21 protein-coding genes, 1 tRNA gene and 1 other RNA gene are annotated in these 22,016 nt (G+C 67.3%); 13 read left to right on the top strand and 10 right to left on the bottom strand.

The genetic code is table 11. The features are described 5' to 3' along the window. Positions 1-7 precede the first annotated feature (7 nt). An RNA gene (gene ffs, locus ASD72_RS20655) (signal recognition particle sRNA small type) lies at positions 8-104 on the bottom strand. A gap of 708 nt (positions 105-812) precedes the next feature. On the opposite strand from ffs, the gene ASD72_RS14540 reads away from it, so the two are divergent. Next, positions 813-1,403: a hypothetical protein gene (locus ASD72_RS14540; RefSeq protein ID WP_056880649.1), complete on the top strand. Its 591-nt coding sequence runs from the start codon at positions 813-815 to the stop codon at positions 1,401-1,403. A gap of 32 nt (positions 1,404-1,435) precedes the next feature. Here the strand turns inward: ASD72_RS14540 and ASD72_RS14535 are convergent, their stop codons facing one another. From ASD72_RS14535 to ASD72_RS14520, 4 genes are all read right to left on the bottom strand, one after another. Then, positions 1,436-2,347, bottom strand: a complete 912-nt coding sequence (locus tag ASD72_RS14535; protein ID WP_056880648.1) for a hypothetical protein — start codon at positions 2,345-2,347, stop codon at positions 1,436-1,438. 69 nt (positions 2,348-2,416) lie between these two features. Continuing rightward, the gene (locus ASD72_RS14530; protein WP_056880647.1) at positions 2,417-3,712 is read right to left on the bottom strand and encodes a hypothetical protein; all 1,296 of its coding nucleotides are present in this window, start codon (positions 3,710-3,712) and stop codon (positions 2,417-2,419) included. Between the two features lie 650 nt (positions 3,713-4,362). Then, entirely contained in the window at positions 4,363-5,925 is a 1,563-nt protein-coding gene (locus tag ASD72_RS14525; protein WP_056880646.1) for a DUF6538 domain-containing protein, read from the bottom strand. A 97-nt stretch (positions 5,926-6,022) separates the two neighbouring features. Then, positions 6,023-6,115, bottom strand: a tRNA-Ser gene (locus ASD72_RS14520). 131 nt (positions 6,116-6,246) lie between these two features. Here ASD72_RS14520 and dnaX point away from each other — a divergent pair. From dnaX to ASD72_RS14500, 4 genes are read left to right on the top strand one after another with little or no spacing between them, the layout of a single operon-like run. Then, on the top strand, positions 6,247-7,983 hold the full coding sequence (gene dnaX / locus ASD72_RS14515) for a DNA polymerase III subunit gamma/tau (protein ID WP_056880723.1): 1,737 nt from the start codon (positions 6,247-6,249) through the stop codon (positions 7,981-7,983). A 7-nt stretch (positions 7,984-7,990) separates the two neighbouring features. After that, entirely contained in the window at positions 7,991-8,311 is a 321-nt protein-coding gene (locus ASD72_RS14510) for a YbaB/EbfC family nucleoid-associated protein (RefSeq protein WP_056880645.1), read from the top strand. Positions 8,312-8,363: 52 nt separating this feature from the next. Continuing rightward, a complete protein-coding gene (recR, locus tag ASD72_RS14505) occupies positions 8,364-8,960 on the top strand; it encodes a recombination mediator RecR (protein ID WP_056880722.1) in 597 nt (198 codons plus the stop codon). Positions 8,961-8,985: 25 nt separating this feature from the next. Beyond that, positions 8,986-9,339, top strand: a complete 354-nt coding sequence (locus ASD72_RS14500; protein WP_056880644.1) for a histidine triad nucleotide-binding protein — start codon at positions 8,986-8,988, stop codon at positions 9,337-9,339. Between the two features lie 67 nt (positions 9,340-9,406). Here the strand turns inward: ASD72_RS14500 and ASD72_RS14495 are convergent, their stop codons facing one another. The 4 genes from ASD72_RS14495 to ASD72_RS14480 are packed head-to-tail and all read right to left on the bottom strand — an operon-like array spanning position 9,407 to position 13,761. After that, positions 9,407-9,922, bottom strand: a complete 516-nt coding sequence (locus tag ASD72_RS14495) for a Slp family lipoprotein (protein ID WP_056880721.1) — start codon at positions 9,920-9,922, stop codon at positions 9,407-9,409. Between the two features lie 17 nt (positions 9,923-9,939). Then, positions 9,940-11,886, bottom strand: coding sequence for a DUF3488 and transglutaminase-like domain-containing protein (locus ASD72_RS14490; RefSeq protein WP_056880643.1), 1,947 nt, complete (start codon positions 11,884-11,886; stop codon positions 9,940-9,942). After that, a complete protein-coding gene (locus ASD72_RS14485; RefSeq protein WP_056880642.1) occupies positions 11,867-12,832 on the bottom strand; it encodes a DUF58 domain-containing protein in 966 nt (321 codons plus the stop codon). Before ASD72_RS14485 ends, ASD72_RS14490 begins: the two co-directional genes overlap by 20 nt. Before the next feature lie 2 nt (positions 12,833-12,834). Then, positions 12,835-13,761, bottom strand: coding sequence for a MoxR family ATPase (locus tag ASD72_RS14480; RefSeq protein ID WP_155944660.1), 927 nt, complete (start codon positions 13,759-13,761; stop codon positions 12,835-12,837). 70 nt (positions 13,762-13,831) lie between these two features. Here ASD72_RS14480 and ASD72_RS14475 point away from each other — a divergent pair, with 70 nt between their 5' ends. After that, on the top strand, positions 13,832-15,673 hold the full coding sequence (locus ASD72_RS14475; RefSeq protein WP_056880640.1) for a glycosyltransferase family 39 protein: 1,842 nt from the start codon (positions 13,832-13,834) through the stop codon (positions 15,671-15,673). Between the two features lie 6 nt (positions 15,674-15,679). Here ASD72_RS14475 and ASD72_RS14470 read toward each other — a convergent pair whose 3' ends face one another. Continuing rightward, the gene (locus ASD72_RS14470; protein ID WP_056880639.1) at positions 15,680-16,249 is read right to left on the bottom strand and encodes a Maf family nucleotide pyrophosphatase; all 570 of its coding nucleotides are present in this window, start codon (positions 16,247-16,249) and stop codon (positions 15,680-15,682) included. A gap of 124 nt (positions 16,250-16,373) precedes the next feature. Between ASD72_RS14470 and ASD72_RS14465 the strand changes: the two genes are divergently transcribed. The 7 genes from ASD72_RS14465 (at position 16,374) to fabF (ending at position 21,924) form a co-directional block, all read left to right on the top strand. Next, the gene (locus tag ASD72_RS14465; protein ID WP_056880638.1) at positions 16,374-16,880 is read left to right on the top strand and encodes a YceD family protein; all 507 of its coding nucleotides are present in this window, start codon (positions 16,374-16,376) and stop codon (positions 16,878-16,880) included. 67 nt (positions 16,881-16,947) lie between these two features. Continuing rightward, positions 16,948-17,142 carry a 50S ribosomal protein L32 gene (gene rpmF / locus ASD72_RS14460; RefSeq protein WP_056880637.1) on the top strand — a complete coding sequence of 65 codons (195 nt, stop codon included), beginning with the start codon at positions 16,948-16,950 and terminating at the stop codon, positions 17,140-17,142. A gap of 91 nt (positions 17,143-17,233) precedes the next feature. Continuing rightward, positions 17,234-18,229: a beta-ketoacyl-ACP synthase III gene (locus ASD72_RS14455; protein WP_056880636.1), complete on the top strand. Its 996-nt coding sequence runs from the start codon at positions 17,234-17,236 to the stop codon at positions 18,227-18,229. A 197-nt stretch (positions 18,230-18,426) separates the two neighbouring features. Then, on the top strand, positions 18,427-19,371 hold the full coding sequence (gene fabD / locus ASD72_RS14450; RefSeq protein WP_155944659.1) for an ACP S-malonyltransferase: 945 nt from the start codon (positions 18,427-18,429) through the stop codon (positions 19,369-19,371). 69 nt (positions 19,372-19,440) lie between these two features. After that, positions 19,441-20,184: a 3-oxoacyl-ACP reductase FabG gene (gene fabG, locus ASD72_RS14445; RefSeq protein ID WP_056880635.1), complete on the top strand. Its 744-nt coding sequence runs from the start codon at positions 19,441-19,443 to the stop codon at positions 20,182-20,184. Between the two features lie 148 nt (positions 20,185-20,332). Continuing rightward, complete coding sequence (gene acpP / locus ASD72_RS14440; RefSeq protein WP_014161144.1) at positions 20,333-20,572, top strand: acyl carrier protein; 240 nt, start codon at positions 20,333-20,335, stop codon at positions 20,570-20,572. A gap of 110 nt (positions 20,573-20,682) precedes the next feature. Then, positions 20,683-21,924 (top strand): beta-ketoacyl-ACP synthase II, encoded by a 1,242-nt coding sequence (fabF, locus tag ASD72_RS14435; protein ID WP_081420355.1) that lies wholly within the window; start codon positions 20,683-20,685, stop codon positions 21,922-21,924. The last annotated feature ends 92 nt before the right edge of the window (positions 21,925-22,016 follow it).

Genomic DNA, 22,016 nt, shown 5'->3' with positions numbered 1-22,016 from the left:
GGCGGTGGCCCCGCCGGCTGGCCTCGGCGCCCGCGTTGATCGATACCGTTGCTGCCTTCCGGCCCTGGCGGGATTTTCGACCTAGCGTCGCGAGGGGCCGACGGGGCCACCATAGAAACGAAACCGCGCCGGAGCGCGGTTCGTTGTCATCCCACAAGGCGGGATGCATCGAATCTGGCGGAGAGAGGGGGACACCCCCAAAACGCCTCAAAACCCTTATTTTCCGGGAGAAACAACCCGGTGAGAGTTTGTACCAGCTGGCGTACCAGCGTCGCCCGGCAAGTTTAGCAGCCCACAGGCGCAGCGCGGAAGCGCCTGCGCCCAGAGCCAGGGCCAAAGGCCCAGAGAGCAGGCCGCCGAAGGCGGCCAACCGGCAGCCCCCTCATGGGGGCGTCCGCCAGGCGCGTAGCGCCGCAGCGGGCCGGCGGGGGTGGTGTTGTAGGCAGCCCCTTCCCCGGCTGGGGGAGGGGCGTCCTGGTGGAACACCAGGGCCGCACGGGTGAGGGTCTCCCGCTCTTAGTGTTCTTATCTTCTTAGCAAGAAAAAACCCCATTCAAATCAAACCAATAGACCCCCTCCAACTGGCGAAATCAGTCAGTTCACCTAACGAAAATCGTCAAGTGACCTAACGAAATCCGTCAGGTCAACTAGCGAAATCCGCTAGGTCAAAGACAAATGTCGGTTTCTGCAAATGAGACTTCACCGCTCAAATGTGCCGTACCAACTCGCAGTTACTGAAAGATCAAGGGCGCAGCCATTGCCAGGTGAACTCTCAGCGATAGAAAGGTGTAAGCCTCTCAATAAGTCGCCTCATGTCCGAGCCCGCCCTTGCCGAACCCACGAAACGACGCGGCATTGTTCGCTACGAAACCAACCCGTTTACCCGCGATCTGACCATCAAGACCCGAACGAAAGCCCTGACGGTCGCCACCAGCAGCGCGATCCTGGTGGACAAGAAAGACGGCACAGAAAAGGCCGGGGAAGTCCGCTACGCGCAGTTACAGGAAGTGGATGAAACGCAGTTTGTGAAGATTTTCGGCTTGACCCTCGGGCTGTGGATGGAACTGAATAAGCCAGGGAGCGATATGTTCATCATCCTGCTGCGAGCCATCCAGAAACGCCCAATGAAAGACGCGGTCTACATGGACGCGCAAACGGCCAAAATGCTCTCGGCGGAAATCACAGGTAAGCCGCTCAGTGACGCGACCTTTTTCCGTGGCATGGCGGAACTTCGCAAGAAGGAAGTCATCGCCGACAGCGTTCACCAGAACCTGGTCTTTATCAATCCTGCCGTTGCGTTCAACGGCGACCGGGCCAGGTTCATGCTGGAACTTCGCAAGAAGTCGCCTGCACCAATCGACGAGGCGAAGGGTCACTTGCAAGCCGAAGCCGACGAGGGCTAGAACCCCGGCGGCTTCGGCTTCGGGAAAGTCGATCAGTTGTTGCTGATCTGCGCCGGCTCGAGACCCGTGTCGTCAATGACACATTTGGCCCGCTGGGGAAGCTCTACCCCCAGCGCGTTCTTCGCCTGGAATGTGAACATGACAGCAATGTTGCCGGTGGGCGCGCGGTAGACGCTGGTATTCAACAGGTCGCGGTCAAAGGTCGATGGAAAGTTGAGCTGACTTTTGACGCTATCCTCGCAAGCGGTGATCGCGGTGACATCGCTAATGGCAGCAGTCTTGGCGTTCTTGGACACGACGCCGGCGTCTGATTTCAAATCGTCTTCGCTGACGTAGAAGCGCTGGCCATTCTTGCAATCGACGTAAAAAACCGCCTGTTTTTTCGGCTTACCCCGATCCGAGAGCCCTACTATCTCCACGTAATCGCAACTGGCGGACTGGGCCACTTTCTCCGCCGCCTTCGGCATGGCGGCATTGATCCGCTTGACCCCAGCGCTGCCCCATTCGCGTCGGGTCTTGTCCCAGCCATCGCCCTCGATCAAAAACACCGCGTCTGGGCTGATCTTCTTGCTCACATCCACCTTGGCAGGTGCCGCAGGGGTGGCAGGTGCTGGCGTTGGGGTAGTGGCACTAGCTGGGGCTGGCGCAGCTTGGCCTGCCACCGTTGCGACTGGCTCGGCTGCTGACTTCGACGGCTCGGAGTTGATCACGGCAACAGCCAGACCAGCAAAGAAGCAAACAAGCCCAATGCCGATTGCTGCGCCATTGCGCGCTACCGGCGAGACGAAACGAGCGATCCAAGCCCCAGAAGGAGGAATGATCACCAACACGCCTAACGCCATGACCAGAAAGGCGATGAAAGCCCCAGTGAAAAGCGCCCCCAGAGCTGTAAACCCAAGAAACAGGCCCAACACCCAGCGAACAACTTTGAGCAGTATGTCCATGCGTTCCCCCTTGCTAGTGCCATGACTGTACCCAAAGCAGCAGCGGCGGTGAACCCTTCGGGCGGACAATCAGAACCCCGGCGGCTTCGGCTTCGGTAACACCCGCGCCCTGGGCGCGGGTTGTTGTTTTGGAGCAGGAGGCGGGGGCGCGCTGCCGCGCGCCGGGAAACTCACCAGCGGCAGGCGACGGCTGCGCCGGTAGGCCGGGGACTTCTCGCGGATCAAATCGGCCTCGGTGGCAGAAACGGCCCAGATAGGCGGGCGGCCACCCTTCCGGCTGCCCGCCCGCGTCCCGTAGAACGCCAGGCTCTCGGTCGAACGGTGGCCCATCGCCTGGGCGGCGATGTTGGCCGCCGTCTTCGGCTTGGCCGTGGCCGGGTCGGTAATCCAAGCTTTGAGGTCGCTCCCGAGGGCGTGGCGGAACGAGTAGCAGGAAAGACGATGCCGGGCCAAGGCCCGATTTAGGCTCCGGTAGTCGGCCTGGCTGGTTGCCAGGGTGAAGACTCCGCCTCGGGCTTCTGCGGCAGCCCGTAGGGCCTCCGCGGCAGGCCCGGCGGCTTCCACCAGCAGGGTGCGGGTGTGGTGGCCGCGCGCGTTGTCCACCTTCGCGCCCTTGATTTCCACCTGGAGCATGGGCCTGCCGTCGAGGTCGGTCGCCCGTATCCGGACGCCCGCCATCATTTCGGCAGGCCGCAGGCCAGTAAGCGCCAACAGGGCCAGCCGTTCGGCATGGCGGGCGGCCAGGGTGTCCCCCCGTACCGGGGGGCCGCCCTTGGTCGCCGGAAACAGCAGGGCCGCCACCGCCAGGTCAGGGGCCGGCGGCGTGTCCCGCCGCCGGCTCTTGCTGGGCGGGCGCTTGCCCTGCTTAGCCAGGGCTTGCGCCTTGGCCGCCCAGGTCAAGCGCGTGCGGGGCTGGCAGAACCAGCCATCCAGGGCCACCGCCAAGCGGTGGGCCTCGGTGGTCAGGCGTTGGGCGGCGTCCAGATCGCCCGCCTTGCGGGCGCGCTCACTGGCCGCCCGCCAGCGTCGTACATCCTCGGCCATGCAGTACCTGCATGCAGTCCGCAGCCGCTGCCAATGGGCCGGGGTGGTGGCCGCTTCCAGCGGCGACACCCCCCGCGTCCGCAGCCGGTCATAGTCGGCCCGATACTTCGCCAGGGTTTCCGCCTTGACCGATCGCGCCGGAAAATCCTCGAGGATTGCCCGCGTCTGCTTGTCGGCTTCCAGTGTCCAGGGCTTGCCTGACCCGGCGGCGGCTTGCTGGGCGGACTGCTTCGCCTCGGCCACGGGGCCGGCGTGCGCAGCCTCCCAGCCACCCGCCAGACGCGCCCGTTCATACTTGGGCGGCGCGTCCTGCGCGGTCAACTCCGTTGCCCGCGAGCGCCCTTCACTCTCGTTCCGGGCGCGGGGGGCTGCGCCCCCGTTTTGCCTTTTCGGCACTCGCTCACGCTCCTGCCTGGCAAAACTCCCCCCATTGTCGGACGCTAGCGCGCCCGACAATGGGGAGGAGCGTTTGCTCCGTTCAGGGTCGTTTTTCTCTGGCATACCCCAGGTTACGTAACGCGGGAGCGTCGGCTAGGTGGGGTCTTGGCTGTTTGCGTGTGCGGGTTCGAGGAACAGAAAACGAAACTGAACGACGCAGGCGGCGAAGGGGTCAGGGGTCGGGGCTGCTGGGTGAAGCAGGAGCAGAAACGACAGCGGCGAGGCAACGACGACGCAGGCAGGGAGCAGGTCAGCGGGTCAGCAGGCAGAAAACGGATGCGGGAACGGTGAAGCAAAACGCGGCAGGGTCGGCGCAAGCGGGGGCAGGCTAACGGGTGGCGGCGGTGTGGCTTTCAGGAGCGGTATAGAGCATGGACAACACGCACCCTATGGTGTTGGCCGCAGGTGTGAGGTTCCGCCCCTGAAAAGGGCGCAAACCCCCGCCCTGGCTGGGTTTCGCCACCTATGAGGCCCCCTATGAGGTTCTGCGCCCGAAAACGGCGCAAACCCGCGCCGCCGTTGGCTTTGCCCACCTATGAGGTGGGCGCTGCCTGCCGCCGTCCCTGCTTCGCCTGCTCCGGGGCCGCGCCAACCGCCAGCAGAGGCCGCAGGCCGTCCAGGTCAATGACCCCCGCAGCGGCCCAGTCCAGAGCCGGCAGGCAGGCGGCGGCGGTCGCTTCCAGGGACGAGCCGCCGGCCCCGTAGGTGGCCGCGTGGTCGGTGTCCAGGGTGCTGACCCCTTCGCTGGCCTCGTGGCCGACGAACCGCTCCCGCCAGCCCTGGGCGACGCCTTTCCGGGTCATCGTCTGGATGACGGTGGCCCGGAAAGAATGCAAACCCATCCGGCCCTTGCCGCGCGGGGCAATGCCCCACGCTTTCAGGGCCGTCAAAAAGGCTTTCTGGCTGGACGCGGCGGGGCCGTTCTGGGTCAGCAGGTTGCCGGGGAATAGCCGAGCCTCCCCGGCGGCCTTCCTGGCCTCTACCCGAGCCAGCAGGCCCAGGGCCAGCAGGTCAGGATGGATCGGCACCAGGCGAATGCTGGCCGCGCTCTTGGTGGTCTTGTCCTCGGCCAGGTCGTTGATGTCCAAAACCGGGATGCCCGTGTCTTCGTCGGGGCCAATATCGACCAGTTCCAACCGGGCCAACTCGTTTGACCTGGCCCCGGTGTAAAGCGCCAACACGGCCATCCAGCGGTCTTTGAGCGTCGGTAACGCCGCGAACGCCTCGGGCGCAAACATGGCCTTGAGTTGCTCCGTCTTGAACGCCTGGAAGCCGGTGCCGCGCCGGCTGGCCTTGTCCGCCCGGGTCAGGCGGATATGGCCCGCCGCCGGATTGGCCTTGTCCTCGGGGTAGTAGCCGCTGGCAATGGCCCAGGTGAAAAACCGCTTGAGGTAGGACTGGACGGATTGGGCAGACTTGCGGGACAGCCCGCCGGCCTGCAGGTGGTCATAGAAAGCGCCGCAATCGCTCCGGCCCAGGGTGTAGAGCCGGGTGCTTTGCTTCACCACGGTGGCGAAGGTCTCGCCCGTGGTCTTCAACTTGCCGTAGGTCTTGCGCCGGGTGGGCGTGGTGAAGTTCTGCCGCTCGGCATTGAGCCAGGCCGATACCGCCGCGCCCGTGCTGAACGATTTGACGCCAGGGGGCGGGCCGGGTGGCGTCGGCGTGGGCAGGGTCATGGAGGCCGGGCGCTGGCCCGGTGGGCCAAGCGGCCCGGCCCCGCCGTACAGGTTCGCAAGGAAGGCCGCCGCTTCCTGGGCGGCGATCATGTCCGCCGCCTTGTCGCCAGTGTCCGGGCCTTCCATCGACATGCCGGAGGCGGCGTGTGTGACCTTCCAGTCTTTCGGCTTGCGCCCGCCTTTCAGGCCCAACGCTTCCGCCAGTTCGTCATCCTCGTTTTTCCGCCACGCCATGCCGGTCTTCTCCACGCGAGCAATGGCCGCATGGTAGGCCAGCAACAACGCGCCTGACCATGCGTGCGCCAGGCGCGGATCATGCGTACGCAGGCTGCGCCGGATCTCGCCGCGTCCGTCGAAGTGGCGGCGCAGGTGCTTGGGGATAACCAGGCGGAAGGTGTAGCCGCTGGGACGGAGCAGCAAATACCGAGGCAGGCGCATGAATGTACCAAGTCATGTACCAGGCCGTTTCTCTCCCAAAAACGACAAAACCCCTGAAAAACAGGGGTTTTGTGTAATCTGGCGGAGAGAGGGGGATTCGAACCCCCGAAGCGCGGTTTAGACGCTTACACACTTTCCAGGCGTGCTCCTTCAACCACTCGGACACCTCTCCGGGACCTGAACGCGACCGCAGGCCGCTTTCAGGGGCGTGAATTCTAGCCTCCGGCGAGGCGGGCCACAAGCGAAGCCGGTCACCCCCTGTATCCGGTCGGGGCCGCTTGCATGCCATGGCACAATGTCGGCATGTCCTATCTTGTCCTCGCCCGCAAGTGGCGCCCCAAGCGTTTTGCCGAACTGGTGGGCCAGGAACACGTGGTCCGCGCGCTCACCAATGCGCTGGATTCCGGCCGGGTGCACCACGCTTTCCTGTTCACCGGTACCCGTGGCGTCGGCAAGACCACGATCGCGCGCATCTTCGCCAAGTCGCTGAACTGCGAGAAGGGCACCAGCGCCGATCCCTGCGGCCAGTGCGCCGCCTGCCTGGACATCGACGCCGGCCGCTACATCGACCTGCTTGAGATCGACGCCGCATCGAACACCGGCGTGGACGACGTGCGCGAGGTGATCGAGAACGCGCAATACATGCCGTCGCGCGGCAAGTTCAAGGTCTACCTGATCGACGAAGTCCACATGCTCTCGAAGGCGGCGTTCAACGCGCTGCTGAAGACGCTCGAGGAGCCCCCGGAACACGTCAAGTTCCTGCTCGCCACCACCGACCCGCAGAAGCTGCCGGTGACGGTGCTGTCGCGCTGCCTGCAGTTCAACCTCAAGCGGCTGGACGAAGAGCAGATCCGCGGCCAGATGACGAAGATCCTCGGCGCCGAGCAGATCGAAGCCGACACCGGTGCGATCGCCCAGCTCGCCCGTGCGGCGGATGGCTCGCTGCGCGATGGCCTGTCGCTGCTCGACCAGGCCATCGCCTATGCGGGCGGTGCGCTGCACGACGACGGGGTGCGGACCATGCTGGGCACGGTGGACCGCACCCAGGTCAACGCGATGCTCGCCGCGCTGGCGCAGGGCGACGGCGAAACGCTGCTGCAGGTGATCGCCGGCCTGGCGGAGTTCTCGCCGGACTGGGGTGGCGTGCTGGATGCGGTGGCCGAAGCGCTGCACCGGATCCAGGTACGCCAGCTGGTACCTTCGGCGGCCGTCGAGGCCGAGGGTGTCGACGTCGACGCGTTCGCCGGACAGCTGCGGCCGGAAGTCGTGCAGCTCTGGTACCAGATGGCGATCAATGGCCGTCGCGACCTGCACCTCGCGCCGAGCGGGCGCGCGGGCTTCGAGATGAGCCTGCTACGGATGCTGGCGTTCCGTCCCGCCCAGAACGGCGAGATGCGCGGTGAAGGCAAGGCGTCGCCGGTGTCGGTGGAGGCGGGCGGTGTGATGGCCTCGGCGGCACCTGCCAAGCCGGTGCGCATGGTGGAACCCGTCCGCCAGGAGATGCCGGCCCCGATCGCGCCGGCGCGCGCCGAGGTCGCCACCGCGCCGTCGGCGCAGGTGTTGGCTGACGCCCCGCCCTGGGTGCCGGCGTCTGCACCTGCACCGACGCTCGCGGCAAGCACCCCGATGCCCGCCGACATCGGCATCATCGACGCAGAGACCTGGTTGCACTTCGCCAGCACCTGCGGCCTGAAAGGCGTTGGCAAGCAGCTGGTCGAGAACGTCGCGTTCTCCGGCTACGCCCACGGCACGCTGACGCTGGCGCTGGACAGCGGCTTCGACTACCTGCGTTCGGAGCGCACGCTGGGCGAACTGGCGACCGCGATCGCGGACCGTTATGGCGTCGCGCCGCGGCTCGCCTTCGCGTCCTCCCACGGCACGGCCGAGGCCGAAACACTCAAGGAGCGCAGCCATCGGCAGCGCGACGAACGCCAGAGCGTGGCCGAGGAAACCTTCATGAACCATCCGGACGTACAGCGCCTGGTGCAGCAGCACGGCGCGCGGGTCGTCCCGGATTCCATCCGTCCTTACGAAGAGTGATCACGACATGCGTGGAAACATCGCCCAACTGATGCAGCAGGCGCAGAAGATGCAGGAAAACCTGCAGCGCGCCCAGGAAGAACTGGCCAAGCTGGAAGTCACCGGCAACGCCGGCGCCGGCATGGTCAGCGTCACGCTGACCGGCGCCAAGGAGTGCCGCAAGGTCCGCATCGATCCGTCCGTGCTCTCCGATGCCGAGATGCTGGAAGACCTGATCGCGGCGGCGTTCAACGACGCGGCCAACAAGGTCGATGCCGAGTCCAAGTCGCGCATGGGTGCGGCCACGGCCGGCATGCCGATGCCGCCGGGCATGAAGTTGCCGTTCTGACGCGCACCGGTCCGGCGCCCGCGGAATCGGCGGGTGTGGATCGGGGATGACGATGTCCAGTCCGCTGCTCGAACAACTCATCGAATCGCTGCGCGTGCTGCCCGGTGTCGGGCAGAAGACCGCGCAGCGGATGGCCTACCACCTGCTCGACCGTGAGCGGGACGGCGGCAAGCGCCTGGCGGCCGTGCTCGCCGATGCGCTCGAGCGCATCGGCCACTGCGCGCAGTGCCGCGACTTCACCGAGGGCACGCTCTGTGCGATCTGCGCGAGCGGCAGCCGCGACCGCCACCAGCTCTGCGTGGTGGAGTCGCCGTCGGACCGCCTGGCGATCGAGCAGGCCACGGGCTACCGCGGCGTTTATTTCGTCCTGCATGGCAGGCTCTCGCCGTTGGACGGCATCGGGCCACGCGAACTCGGACTGGATGCCTTGACCCGCCGCCTGGGGGCAGGCGAGGTGGGCGAACTGATCATCGCCACCAACCCCACCGTCGAGGGCGAGGCGACCGCGCATTACCTGGCCCAGCTGGCGCGCCAGCAAGGCGTGCGACCCAGCCGGCTGGCGCATGGCGTGCCGCTGGGCGGCGAACTGGAATACGTCGACCGCGGCACGCTGGCGCACGCGTTCGGTGGCCGCAGCGAAATGACCTGATACCGCCCACGAGGACGCGCATCCCATGACCGACACGATCTTCGCCCGCATCATCCGTCGCGAGATTCCCGCCACCATCGTCTATGAAGACGAGGACGTGCTGGGGTTCAAGGACATCGCGCCGCAGGCGCCGGTGCATGTGCTCTTCATCCCCAAGCATGACGCCATCCCGACGCTCGATGACGTGCGTCCGGAGCAGGCCGCGCTGGTCGGCAAGCTGGTGTTGGCGGCGGCGGAACATGCGCGTCGCGAAGGCTTCGCCGAGGACGGCTACCGTGTGGTGATGAACTGCCGTGAGCATGCCGGCCAGACCGTCTTCCACATCCACCTGCACCTGCTCGCCGGCGCGCCGCTGGGGCGGTTCGGCACCCCCAGCTGACACGCCCGCAAGATCCAATAAAAAAAGCCGCCCACCGGGCGGCTTTTTCGTCATGTGGCGGGCGATGTCACCACCAGCCCCAACGGCCCCAGCGCGGACCCCAGAAGGGATCGTAGTAGGGGTAGGGCCGCACCACTTCGACCTCGCGCACTTCCGGCCACAGGTAGACCACCTCGGCCGCGACGCGCGGCAGCTGGTAGTCGTAGTCGCCGATGCGCGTGCTTTCGTACCCGTCGATCTTGCCGACGAAGGTCACTTCGCGGCCTTCGGCGAACACGGCGGGGTCGTAGAAGCCGGCGCGGCACGCGATGAAGCGGCCATCGGTGGCATCCGGTGCGCTGGAAAGCGGGCGGCCCGTGCCGGACAGCGGGCGGGAGACCAGTTGGAAGCAGGTGCTGTTCTGCTCGGGCGTGGTGCTGATGATGCGGCCGCCCCAACGGACGGAAGCACCCACCTGCGGTGCGGCGACGGAGTCGCGCGGGTTGACGGGGGTGAAGCTGCCCTGCAGCGGCTTGGGCGCGGTGGCGCATGCCGACAGCAGTACAACGGCAGAAGCGGCGAGGACAGCGAAGCGAAGGTTCATGGCCAGTCTCCAGTGGGTCACGGGCGGTGCCGGCGCAGGTCTTCGATCAATGCGCGGTGATCCCCCTCATCCGGAGCGTAGCGCGCCGCGGCGAAACGCCGGCTGAGCGAAAACAGCAGGTTCGCGTTCTTCGGTCGCTGCGCCGCGACGCGACGGACCCAGTCGGTGGCGGTCTCGTGAGGTTCCCGGCCCAGCCCCAATCGCGCGTATCGGCGACCCAGCCGGCGCCAGGCGCGCAGCAGGGGATCGCGCTCGCGTTCGGCACGGGCCAACCACCAGCCCATCCAGCCCAGCGTACCGAGCGCCGCGATGCCGAAAAGCACGCCCAGGCCCGCGCCGCCGAGTCCGTTCGCACCGAGCCGCTCGAGCAACCGTGTCTGCCGGCTCGCATCAAAACCCAGGACCAGGTCGTTCCATCCGCGCCGCAGCCAGTCGCTGACGCTGCCGAAGCCCTCCAACGTCAGGCGGCCTGCGTCCACGCCTTCGCCCAGCTGATCCTCCAGCGTGTCGTAGATGCGTTCGGGGGCCACGGCGGCGGTCGGATCAACCCGCACCCAGCCGCGCTCCGGCAGCCACACTTCCGCCCAGGCATGCGCATCCATTTGCCGGATGACCCAGTAGCCGCCGAGGCGGTTGTAGACGCCGCCCGTGTAACCGGTGACGACGCGCGCGGGCACGCCCGCGGCCCGCATGAGGAAGACGAACGATGAACTGAAGTGCTCGCAGTAGCCTTGCTTCTGGTCGAACAGGAACTCGTCCACGGCGTTCCTGCCGGGCAGCGGGGTTTCCAGGGTGTAGGCGAACTCCGCGCGGATCCACGCCAGGGAACGCCGCACCAGGGCATCGTCGTCGTTGCCGGCTTGCCGCCGCCACTGCATCGCCAGCGCGCGCGTGCGCGGGTTGAAGCCATTGGGCAGCTGCAGGGCCTGTTGCCGCAGCAACGCAGGCAAGGTCGCCTCGAAACGGCCGGGGACCGACGACTGCATGCGCCAGCGTGTCAGGGCGCTCAACGGCGTGCGCACCGTCATGGCGTAGTCGTTGGCCAGGTGGGCACCTTGCGGTGCGGCCATCGGCAGGTCCAGCGCGACCAACTGGCGCCGGTCGGTGGGCTCGACCTCGAGTTGATAGTCCCATTGCACGCTGTTGCGCAGCGTGCGCGCGGGCGGAAGGCCCTGCAGCCAGGGCGCCTGGGTCCAGGTGCGACCGTCGTAATTCCATAGCACCGGCCCGCGCCAGTACATCTGCCCGGGAGCGGGTGTGGGCCCGAAGAACTGCACGCGCAACGCCGGGTCTTCGTCGGCCATCAGGTCGAGCCAGCCGCCGGGCGACATCTCGTCGCCGAGGCCGGGCTTTGCCAGCGCACGCTCGGGCACGCCCCACAGCGGGGAGGCGAAACGCGGGAAGAGCCAGAACGCCGCCAACACCAGCGGCAACCCGATCAATACCAGACGACCGACCAGGGCCAGGCGCGGCAATGCGCTGGGTGCGTCCGCCGTGGCGCGCGCCTCGACATCAGCCAAGCGTTGCAGCGCGATCAGCCCGGTGCAGATCCCCAGCAGGCCCAGCGTCATCGTCAGCGGTCCCTGGTCCAGCAGGAAAGCCGCGAATGGCGCGAAGAACGCGAAGCCCAGCAGGCTGCGGTTGTCGCGGAGGCTGAGTGTCTCGGTGGGCTTGATGGCCAGCATGGCGGCCAGCAGCGCGCAGCCGGTGTCGCGGCCGAAGCGCATTCCCGTCACGTAGAAGACGGCGGCCAGCATCGCCAGCGCCAGCATCACGCGAAGCCAGGCCGGCATCGGGCGCCGCCAGGAAGCGACGGCCAGCACGATGCCGGTGGCCCCGAGCGCGAGCGCCAGCGAGGCCGGCAGCTGCAGGAGCAAGGCCAGCAGGCACAGGGCCGCACTTCCCAGCGTCCACCACCGGCTCGTCGGGTCGGGCGTGGAAAGGTCAGGACGGGCGATCGGCATGCGGCATCAGCGCCAGGGCGCGCAGGCAGAGATGGCGGTGCAGGGTGCCGTTCGCAGGCCCCAGCGCGGGTTGGTCGGGCAGGGCGAGCCGATAGCGTCGCCCTTCGCGTTCCCCGAGTTCCACCCAGTGCGCGAGGCGACGGATGCGATCCTCGTGAGGCAGGGCGCCCAGCGCGTCCCAGTCGAGCCGCACTTCGACGCCGACCGGCTGTTCGTACTCGCGGACCAGCAGCATGTCGCGCCGCGCCGACGGCTTCCACGCGATGGTGCGTGGCGCGTCGCCGGCCCGGTAGCCGCGCAGGTGATGGACGTCGTCACCGGTCGGGTCGAGCTTCGCGCGCTGGCCGGTGCGTCCTCCTTCCGGCAGCGGCGGGCCGTGTACTTCGGGCGCCGGATACACCAGCAGCGGCGGCGGCCAGACCCACGACCATGCGCGCGCCAGGCCAAGCGGTTGCGTCGTCGATACGCGCAGCCGGCCGATGTCGTGCCAGCCACGCCGCTGCGTCGTCACCGGGAGTTCCACGACCGTGCCCTCGTCGGTCATCGCGGGCGCGAAGGTGGCGGCCTGCGCGCCATCCAGCCTGAGGCCGCGGCGCAGGCGGCCGTCCTGCGCCGAGAGTGCGATGTGCAGCGTGAGCGATTCGCCCGCGTGCACCGGATCGGCCGATACCGCATCCATGCGCAGCCCGGACAGTTGCAGGTGGGCGAAGATGAGGCTCGCCATCGCCGTCGCGCCCAGCAGCAACGCCATCAGCAACGCGGGATTGTTGTTGTAGTTCAGCGCGCCGAGCGCCATCGCCAGCACGAGCGCGGCGTAGAACAGGCCGAAGCCTGTCGGCAGTACGTACACACGTCGCCGGTCGAGCTGGACCGGCAGTGCCTCGGCCGCGCGCGGTCGCGCAAGCAGGGCCAGCCGGCGTGCCAGCGATGCGTGCAGGCCCGCCATCCTCAGTCCACCGGAACCGCGTGCAGGATGGCCTTGGCCAATGCGGCAGCGGAGGCAGCCTCGGCTTCGGGCACCAGGCGGTGGGTGGCGACCGCGGCGAACAGCGCCTGGACATCGTCCGGCAATACATGCGTGCGTCCCAGCAGCAAGGCATAGGCCTTGGCCGCCCTCAGCAGTGCGATGCCCGCACGCGGCGACAGACCCACGCGCACGCCAGGGTGCTGGCGGCTGCGCGTGAGCAGCGCTTGTACGTAGTCGATCAGGGCATCGCTGGCATGCACCTCGCCGACAGCCTGGCGCAGCGCCATCACGTCGTCGGAAGACAACAGCGGCATCGCCTGCGCGATCAGCATGCGACGGTCGGTGCCTGCCAGCAGGGCGCGTTCGGATTCCGCACTGGGATAGCCCAGCGCCAGGCGCAGCAGGAAGCGGTCCAGTTGCGAGTCCGGCAATGGATAGGTGCCGGACAGGTCAACGGGGTTCTGCGTCGCGATGACGAAGAACGGTTCGGGCAGCGCATGCGTCACGCCGTCCAGGGTGACCTGGTGTTCGGCCATCGCTTCCAGCAGCGCGCTCTGGGTACGGGGCGGCGCGCGGTTGATTTCATCGGCCAGCAGCACGTTGGTGAAGACCGGGCCCGGATGGAAGGTGAAGGCACGGGCCTGCGCGTCGTACACCGACACGCCCAGGACGTCGGCGGGCAGCAGGTCCGAGGTGAACTGCACACGCTGGAAGGTGAGGCCGAGCGTGGCCGCCAAGGCGTGGGCCAGGGTGGTCTTGCCCAGGCCCGGCAGGTCCTCGATCAACAGGTGGCCGTCGGACAGCAGCGCGACGAACGCCAGACGCACTTCATGCGCCTTGCCCAGCACCAGCGAGTTGACCTGGGCCTGTGCGCGCTTGAGGGTATCGGCCAAGCCTTCGGATAGCATAGGGCGGGTGCTGGGAATGGCGGACATCGCGCTCTCGGTTCCGATCGTGGGTTCCGGGAAGTGTAGCGAGATGGACGAAGAACAACGCGCGCGACGGTGGTTCCTCGCCGTGTGGATAACCGTGACGGTGGTCAAGATCGCGATCGCCTCGCGACTGCCCTTGTTCGTGGACGAAGCCTTCTACTGGCAGGAAGGGCAGCACCTGGCACTCGCATATTCGGACCTGCCGGGGTTGACCGCGTGGTTGACGCGCCTGGGCGTCGAACTCGGCGGCCATCATGTGTTGGCGGTGCGTGCACCGTTCCTCTTGCTGGCTGCCGCATTGCCGTGGCTGGTCGCGCGATGCGCGACGCGCGCGTCCGATGCGACAACGGGGTGGCAGGCCGCGACACTCGCTGCGTTGATGCCGCTCTCGGGCACGCTGGGCGTGCTGGCCCTGCCGGATGTGCCGATGGCGGTTGCAGCCGTGCTGTGCGCCGACGCGGGCGCGCGCCTGCTGCGCGGCGCCTCCCTGGCCGCGCTGGTCGAACTCGCGCTGGGCCTGGCGCTGGGTGCGCTCAGCCACTATCGCTTCGCAGGCGTGATCGGCGTGGGGCTGATCGCGTTGCTGTGGTTGCCGGAAGGACGGAAAGTGCTGCGCGATGCGCGTGTCTGGGGCGCGCTCGCGGTGGGCGTGCTAGCGTGGGTCCCCTTGCTGGCCTGGAACATCGAACACGCGGACGCCGGCCTCCGGTTCCAGCTACTGGACCGCCACCCATGGAGCTTCCACGCCGATGGCGCGCGCTTCCTGTTGGTGCAGGCCGCGATGGCGACGCCGCTGTTGTTCTGGGCGATGCTGGTGGTCTGCATGCGCGGCGTGCGGAGCGACGAAGGAGAGGGGGCGGCGTGGCGTTACTTCGCGCTGCTGGGCGCGATCTCCACGTTCGGCTTCTTCGTGCTCGGCTTCTTCGCCGACAACGAGCGCGTGAGCTTCCACTGGCCGTTGCCGGGCTACCTCGCGTTGCTTGCCGTCGTTCCCCTGCTCCTGCGCGAATGGTCGGCCGGCCGGCGCAGGGCGACGTGGTGTCTGGCAGGTGCCGGCGCAGTCCTGATGCTGGGCTACTACGTTGCCGTGTCGATGCCCGGAGTCCGCACTCAGCTTGCCGGCGGCAAGTACTACCCCGAGAACTTCACCGGCTGGGACACGCTGGCGGCCGAAGTGCGGGCAGCGCAGGCGGGGATGCCGCAAGGCACGGTGTTGCTGGCCGACAGTTTCAAGACGGGTGCGGAACTGGGTTTCGCGCTCGAGGATGCCGACATCCGTGTGCTCGACCATCCGTTGAACCACAAACATGGCCGCGCACCGCAGTTGGAGGTGTGGGGCTTGCGCGATGGGGGCGAGCGGGTCGCGCCGACGCTGCTGGTCGTCGGGGCGACGGACGTGAAGTTCAGTGCATTGCTCGCGCGCTACCAGCAGGTCTGCATGATGGTTGGCGGGCTGCCGCCAGCGCGCATCGTCAACATCGACCGCGGTGCCCGCCGATTCCTGCTGTTCGAGCTGCCCCCGATGCGTGACGACGGGGCCTGCATCACGCCCGCGGTGGCCCACATCGATGCGCCCGCGCCAGGCGCCGCGCTGGAGCGCCGCTTCAGCGTCAGCGGCTGGGCGGTGAAGGACGTGGCGGGGGTTGCGAAGGTGGAGATTACGCTGGAGGGGCGCGTGATCGCCGTTGCCGAGGATGCCGGCGCGAACGAGTGGCTGAGGGGCTTCCTCAAGAACGGGTCGCGAGATCCGCGGATGCCGCGCGTGCAGTTCAAAGCGGATGTCGATGCCGGCGGCCTGCCGCCCGGCCGCTACTGGCTGGGTTTGCGGATCACCGGAGGCGATGGCAGCGTCGAGGAGTGGGCGGAACAGCCTGTCGTAGTGCGCTGATCCCGCTCAGGGCAGATCGAAGCCGGCGTCCCGCAGCATCCGCGACACCGCGATCAGGGGCAGGCCGACGAGGGCCGTGGGGTCCTTCGATTCGATGGCATCGAACAGGGCGATGCCCAGGCCCTCGGACTTGAAGCTGCCCGCGCAGTCGAAGGGCTGCTCGGCGTCCACGTAACGCTCGATCTCCGCCTGGGTCAGGGCGCGGAAGTGGACCGTCGTGGTGTCGTGCGCCAGCAGGACCTCGTCGTCCCGGACCAGTGCCACCACGGTATGGAAGCGGACCTGGCGGCCCGCCATGGCCGACAATTGGGCGATGGCGGCCTCGCGATGGCCCGGCTTGCCCAGGGGCGCGCCGTCCAGTTCCGCCGCCTGGTCCGACCCCAGGACCCACGCGCCGGGGTGCTGGGTGGCGATCGCGGCGGCTTTGCCCTGGGCCAGGCGGGCCGCCATGGCGGGCACCGTCTCGCCTTCCAGCGGAGCTTCGTCCACCTCCGGGCGGGCGATATGGAAAGGCAGGCGCAGGCGCTCCAGCAGCTCGCGGCGGTAGCGGGACGTGGAGGCGAGCAGCAAAGGCATGGGCGCGAGGATCGGGAGGGGCAGGGCGGGGGAGTCTGCCCGGCGGGCGGGCCGGCGGCAAGCCATCCTGGTCGGGTGGGGTGGTTTGACAGTTCAGGGTTTCATCCTTAACATTCAGCGGCTTATGTCCGCGAATACGCCCGAACTGCTGGATGCGTGGCGCATGGTCGCGAACCGGCGCAGTTTCGAAGGTCGCCTTCCGTTGTCCGCCATGACGCGCCTGCAGGGCCTTCTGGCCGATACGGAAGGTGAAGCACGCTACACGGTGGAGTTCGACCACGATGCCCTGCGGGTTCCTTACCTGGAGCTGCAGATCGAGGCCGGCCTGCCGTTGGTGTGCCAGCGCAGCCTGCAGCGATTCGTGCTGCCGGTGACGCTGAAGCAGCGGTTGGGTCTGGTGCGCAGCGAAGAGGAAGAAGCCGCGCTGCCGCCCGATTACGAAGCGCTGCTGGTGCCCGAGGACGGGATGTTGCGCCCCGCCGACCTGGTGGAGGACGAACTGGTCCTCGCCGTGCCGGTGGTGGCGGTGAACCCGGCGTCCGACGCGGTTGAACGCGAATGGGCGGCGGATGAAGAAGAGGTGGCGAAGGTCAGTCCGTTCGCGGCGCTGGCCTCGCTGAAGAAGAACTAGCCGCTACGGCGGTCTGGCAACACGAACCGCAAGGTTCATCAACAGATACGAGAGCTGGAGCAATCCCATGGCTGTGCAGAAATCCCGCGTTACCCCGTCCCGTCGTGGCCAGCGTCGTTCGCACGACGCGCTGACCGCCAAGCAGTTGTCCACCGACCCGACCACGGGCGAGACGCACCTGCGCCACCACGTGACCGCCGACGGCTACTACCGCGGCAAGAAGGTCATCGCCACCAAGACCTCGGCGGTCGAGGAAGATTGATCCATGCAGCGCGCCCACCCTGGGCTGGGCGCGCTTTCCGCATGATCGATGACAACCTGGGCCCGCTGGCGGGCCGGCAATGGGAGCGTGCATGAGCGAGCCGGGCAACAAGGGGCGCATTTACGCGCGCATCGCCGGAACGGGCAGCTATTTGCCCGAGAAAGTGCTGACCAACGAAGACCTGTCGAAGTTGGTCGACACCAGCGATGAGTGGATCCAGTCCCGCACCGGCATCCGCGAACGCCACATCGCCGCCGAAGGCGAAACCGCCGGCGACCTGGGCTACCAGGCTGCGCTGCGCGCGCTGGAATCGGCGGGCGTGGATGTTTCCGAGATCGACCTGATCGTCGTCGGCACCACCACGCCGGACCTGATCTTCCCGTCCACCGCCTGCCTGATCCAGGCGCGCCTCGGCGCGACCGGCTGCGCGGCGATGGACGTCAACGCCGCGTGCTCGGGCTTCATCTACGCGTTGAGCGTGGCTGAGAAGTTCATCCGCTGCGGCGACGCCAAGACCGCGCTGGTCGTCGGTACCGAAACCCTCAGCCGCATCGTCGACTGGACCGAGCGCACCACCTGCGTGCTGTTCGGCGATGGCGCCGGTGCCGCCGTGCTCAAGGCCGACGACGAGACCGGCATCCTCAGCACCCATCTGCATGCCGACGGCAGCAAGAAGGAACTGCTGTGGAACCCCGTGGGCGTGTCCAAGGGGTTCAACCCGGACGAGCCGAACAATGGCATCCGCATCCACATGAAGGGCAATGACGTCTTCAAGTACGCCGTGAAGGCGCTCGACAGCGTCGTCGACGAAACGCTCGAGGCCAACGGCCTGGACAAGCACGACCTGGACTGGCTGATCCCGCACCAGGCGAACCTGCGCATCATCGAAGCCACGGCCAAGCGCCTGGACATGTCGATGGACCAGGTGATCGTGACCGTCGACAAGCACGGCAACACGTCATCCGCTTCCGTGCCGCTCGCGCTGGACGCAGCGGTGCGTTCGGGTCGCGTCGAGCGCGGCCAGCTGCTGTTGCTGGAAGCCTTCGGTGGCGGTTTCACCTGGGGCTCGGTGCTGCTGCGCTACTGAGTCACGCCCTCGAACACGCTGCATGACGAAAGGCGACGCTGCGAAGCGTCGCCTTTTGCGTTTCCTGCGACGTCATCGCCAGCGCGTTCCACGTTCTCGGACTGCGACGCGACGTCGCAGGCGCATACGCCCCGGTACAGACAATCCGGCGGGTTCGCCCGTATCATCGCCGCCTGATTTTTACTCAGGGTGTCCGAGTGGCCTCCACGCAACTCGCTTTCGTCTTCCCGGGCCAGGGCTCGCAATCGGTCGGCATGCTGGCCGAGCTCTCGGAGCTGTATCCGATCGTGCGCGAGACGTTCGCCGAAGCGTCCGAAGGCGCCGGCGTGGACCTGTGGGCGTTGTCGCAGGGCGGGCCCGAGGAAATGCTCAATCGCACCGAATACACGCAGCCCGCGCTGCTCGCCGGCGGCATCGCCGTGTGGCGCGCTTGGCAGCAGCAGGGTGGCGCGCAGCCCGCGCGTCTGGCGGGCCACAGCCTGGGCGAGTACACGGCGCTGGTCGCCGCTGGCGCGCTCTCGCTGAACGATGGCGCGCACCTGGTACGCCTGCGTGGCCAGTTGATGCAGGACGCCGCACCGGCAGGCGTTGGCGCCATGGCGGCGGTGCTGGGTGCCGAGGATGCCTTGGTGACCGAGGTCTGCGCGCTGGCATCCGACAGCAAGGTGGTCGTGCCAGCCAACTACAACTCGCCCGGTCAGATCGTGATCGGCGGCGACAGCGACGCCGTGGAGCGCGCCATCGCGCTGCTCACCGAGCGCGGCATCCGCAAGGTCGTGAAGCTGGCCGTCAGCGTTCCCTCGCATACGCCGCTGATGCGCGAAGCGGCCAACCGCCTGGCCGAGGTGATGGCGGGCCTGTCGTGGCACGTGCCGTCGCTGCCGGTGGTGCAGAACGTCGATGCGCAGGTGCACGACGGCGTGGACGCGATCCGCGACGCGCTGGTGCGTCAGCTCTACCTGCCGGTGCGCTGGACCGACTGCGTGCAGGCGCTGGCATCCAGGGGCACCACGCGTATCGCCGAATGCGGTCCGGGCAAGGTGCTGGCCGGTCTGGTGAAGCGTATCGACAAGGGTCTGGATGCGCGCGCCATCGGTGGCGTCGGCGATTTCCAGGCCGCGTTGGCCGACTGGCAATCCTGATACACGACCGCACGCGTTCCCCTATCCTGTCCGCCGCGATCGCGCGGACCCGTCCCAAGGACATCCATCATGAGCAAGCCCCTGCAGGGTGAAATCGCGCTGGTCACCGGCGCCAGCCGCGGCATCGGTGCCGCCATCGCGGACGCACTGGCCGCACTGGGCGCGACCGTCATCGGCACCGCGACCAGCGCGTCGGGCGCGCAGGCCATCGGCGAGCGACTGGCGGGCGCGGGCGGCCATGGTCGCGAACTCAACGTGACCGATGCCGGTGCCGTGGATGCGCTGGTGGATGCGATCAGCAAGGAATTCGGCGGCATCTCGATTCTCGTCAACAACGCCGGCATCACCCGCGACAACCTGCTGATGCGGATGAAGGACGAAGACTGGCAGGCCATCCTCGACACCAACCTCACCAGCGTCTACCGCACGTCGAAAGCGGTGATGCGCGGCATGATGAAGGCGCGCAAGGGTCGCATCATCAACATCGCCTCGGTGATCGGCGTGACCGGCAATGCGGGCCAGGCGAACTACGCCGCGGCCAAGGCCGGCATCATCGCGTTCTCCAAGTCGCTGGCGAAGGAGATCGGCAGCCGTGGCGTCACCGTCAATGTGGTCGCGCCGGGCTTCATCGCCACCGACATGACCAAGGACCTGCCGGAGGAGACCAAGCAGGCGCTCGCCGAGCAGATCGCGCTGGGCCGCCTGGGCGAACCCGCCGACATCGCCAACGCGGTGGCGTTCCTGGCCGGCCCGTCCGCCGCCTACATCACCGGCGAAACCCTCCACGTCAATGGCGGCATGTACATGCCGTAGTAAAAAAATAGCTGTAAGTGGTTGATTCGGGGGCGGTTGCAGGCGACTGCCCCACGCCCCCGGTTTCCACTACACTATCCCCCGGTTTGCCCTCGCGCAGCGTCGGCAGAGTCCAACAAGTCACCCAATCTCCGTCTGGAGCGAATCCATGAGCAGCATCGAAGAACGCGTCAAGAAAATCGTCGTCGAACAACTCGGCGTTAAGGAAGAAGAAGTCACCACCAGCGCATCGTTCGTCGATGACCTGGGCGCCGACTCGCTGGACACCGTTGAGCTGGTGATGGCGCTGGAAGAAGAGTTCGAGTGCGAGATTCCCGACGAGGAAGCCGAGAAGATCACTTCGGTGCAGCAGGCCATCGACTACGTCAAGGCGCACGTCAAGGCGTAAGTCCCGCGTCTGCAGCAAACCGTGTCGGGGCCGCGCATGCGGCCCCGCGCGTATCCGGCCCCCATGCGCCTGCGTAGGGCGCGGCCGCCAAGATTTACGAGGAATCCGATATGAGCCAGCGTCGTCGCGTCGTCATCACCGGCATGGGCCTGGTGTCCCCCCTGGGCAATGACATGGCCACCAGCTGGGACGGCATCGTCAACGGACGTTCGGGCCTGGGCCCGATCACGACCTTCGATACCGAGGGCTACAGCACGAAGATCGCGGGCGAGATCCGCGGTTTCGATCCCACGTCCTTCGTCTCGCCGAAGGATGTGAAGAAGATGGATTCGTTCATCCACTACGGCTTGGCCGCGTCGCTGATGGCGATGGACGATTCGGGGCTGGAAGTGACCGAGTCCAATGCCGAGCGCATCGGCGCGATCATCGGCGCCGGCATCGGCGGCATCCTCGGCATCGAGGAAACCGCGGTGAAGCTGCACGAAGGCGGCCCGCGCAAGATTTCCCCGTTCTACATCCCCAGCACCATCATCAACATGCTGCCGGGCCACCTGAGCATCATGAAGGGGCTGAAGGGGCCGGGCTATTCGGCCGTATCGGCCTGCGCCACGTCGAACCATTCGATCGGCATCGCCATGCGCACCATCCAGTACGGCGACGCCGACGTGATGGTCGCCGGCGGCGCCGAGCGCGGCTCGTCGCCGACGTCGGTGGGCGGCTTCTGCGCGATGAAGGCCATGTCCACCCGCAACGACGATCCGGCCCGGGCCTCGCGCCCGTGGGACAAGGACCGCGACGGCTTCGTGCTGGGCGACGGTGCCGGCATCCTGGTGCTGGAGGAATACGAGCACGCCAAGGCGCGTGGCGCACGCATCTATTGCGAGCTGGCCGGCTTCGGCGCCTCGCAGGACGCGTACCACATGACCGCGCCCAGCGAGAACGGCGAAGGCCCGTCGCGCTGCATGCTGTCGGCGTTGAAGGACGCCGGACTGAATGCCGACCAGGTGGAATACCTCAACGCGCACGGCACTTCCACGCCGTTGGGCGACCTCGCCGAAACGCTGGCGATGAAGCGCGCGCTGGGCGACCACGCGTACAAGATCATGGTCAGCTCCACCAAGTCGATGACCGGCCACCTGCTGGGTGCCGCGGGCGGTGCGGAAGCCATCTTCTCCGTGCTGGCCATCCACCACGGCATCATCCCGCCGACCATCAACCTGGACGAGCCGGGCGAAGGCTGCGACCTGGATTACGTGCCGCACACGGCGCGCGAGAAGAAGATCGACGTCGCCGTGTCGAACGGCTTCGGCTTCGGCGGCACCAACGGCACGCTGGTGTTCAAGCGGATCTGACGATGCTTCCTTCTCCCTTGGGGAGAAGGTGGCGCGCAGCGCCGGATGAGGGTGCGGCGGAGTCGCCGACCACTGAACCGTCGCATCTTCTC

It is taken from the genome of Pseudoxanthomonas sp. Root630 (assembly GCF_001427585.1).
Classification (GTDB): domain Bacteria; phylum Pseudomonadota; class Gammaproteobacteria; order Xanthomonadales; family Xanthomonadaceae; genus Pseudoxanthomonas_A.
The sequence above is the reverse complement of the archived record's forward strand: the minus strand, read 5'-3'. Positions and strand labels throughout refer to the sequence as shown.

Coding starts and splice junctions, on each gene's coding strand:
- ASD72_RS14480 (WP_155944660.1), bottom strand. CDS start 13,761: ATGCTATCCGAAGGCTTGGCCGATACCCTCAAGCGCGCACAGGCCCAG.
- ASD72_RS14465 (WP_056880638.1), top strand. CDS start 16,374: ATGTCCGCGAATACGCCCGAACTGCTGGATGCGTGGCGCATGGTCGCG.
- ASD72_RS14455 (WP_056880636.1), top strand. CDS start 17,234: ATGAGCGAGCCGGGCAACAAGGGGCGCATTTACGCGCGCATCGCCGGA.
- recR (WP_056880722.1), top strand. CDS start 8,364: ATGTCCAGTCCGCTGCTCGAACAACTCATCGAATCGCTGCGCGTGCTG.
- ASD72_RS14500 (WP_056880644.1), top strand. CDS start 8,986: ATGACCGACACGATCTTCGCCCGCATCATCCGTCGCGAGATTCCCGCC.
- dnaX (WP_056880723.1), top strand. CDS start 6,247: ATGTCCTATCTTGTCCTCGCCCGCAAGTGGCGCCCCAAGCGTTTTGCC.
- acpP (WP_014161144.1), top strand. CDS start 20,333: ATGAGCAGCATCGAAGAACGCGTCAAGAAAATCGTCGTCGAACAACTC.
- ASD72_RS14510 (WP_056880645.1), top strand. CDS start 7,991: ATGCGTGGAAACATCGCCCAACTGATGCAGCAGGCGCAGAAGATGCAG.
- fabG (WP_056880635.1), top strand. CDS start 19,441: ATGAGCAAGCCCCTGCAGGGTGAAATCGCGCTGGTCACCGGCGCCAGC.
- ASD72_RS14475 (WP_056880640.1), top strand. CDS start 13,832: ATGGACGAAGAACAACGCGCGCGACGGTGGTTCCTCGCCGTGTGGATA.
- ASD72_RS14540 (WP_056880649.1), top strand. CDS start 813: ATGTCCGAGCCCGCCCTTGCCGAACCCACGAAACGACGCGGCATTGTT.
- ASD72_RS14495 (WP_056880721.1), bottom strand. CDS start 9,922: ATGAACCTTCGCTTCGCTGTCCTCGCCGCTTCTGCCGTTGTACTGCTG.
- ASD72_RS14490 (WP_056880643.1), bottom strand. CDS start 11,886: ATGCCGATCGCCCGTCCTGACCTTTCCACGCCCGACCCGACGAGCCGG.
- ASD72_RS14535 (WP_056880648.1), bottom strand. CDS start 2,347: ATGGACATACTGCTCAAAGTTGTTCGCTGGGTGTTGGGCCTGTTTCTT.
- ASD72_RS14470 (WP_056880639.1), bottom strand. CDS start 16,249: ATGCCTTTGCTGCTCGCCTCCACGTCCCGCTACCGCCGCGAGCTGCTG.
- ASD72_RS14485 (WP_056880642.1), bottom strand. CDS start 12,832: ATGGCGGGCCTGCACGCATCGCTGGCACGCCGGCTGGCCCTGCTTGCG.
- fabF (WP_081420355.1), top strand. CDS start 20,683: ATGAGCCAGCGTCGTCGCGTCGTCATCACCGGCATGGGCCTGGTGTCC.
- rpmF (WP_056880637.1), top strand. CDS start 16,948: ATGGCTGTGCAGAAATCCCGCGTTACCCCGTCCCGTCGTGGCCAGCGT.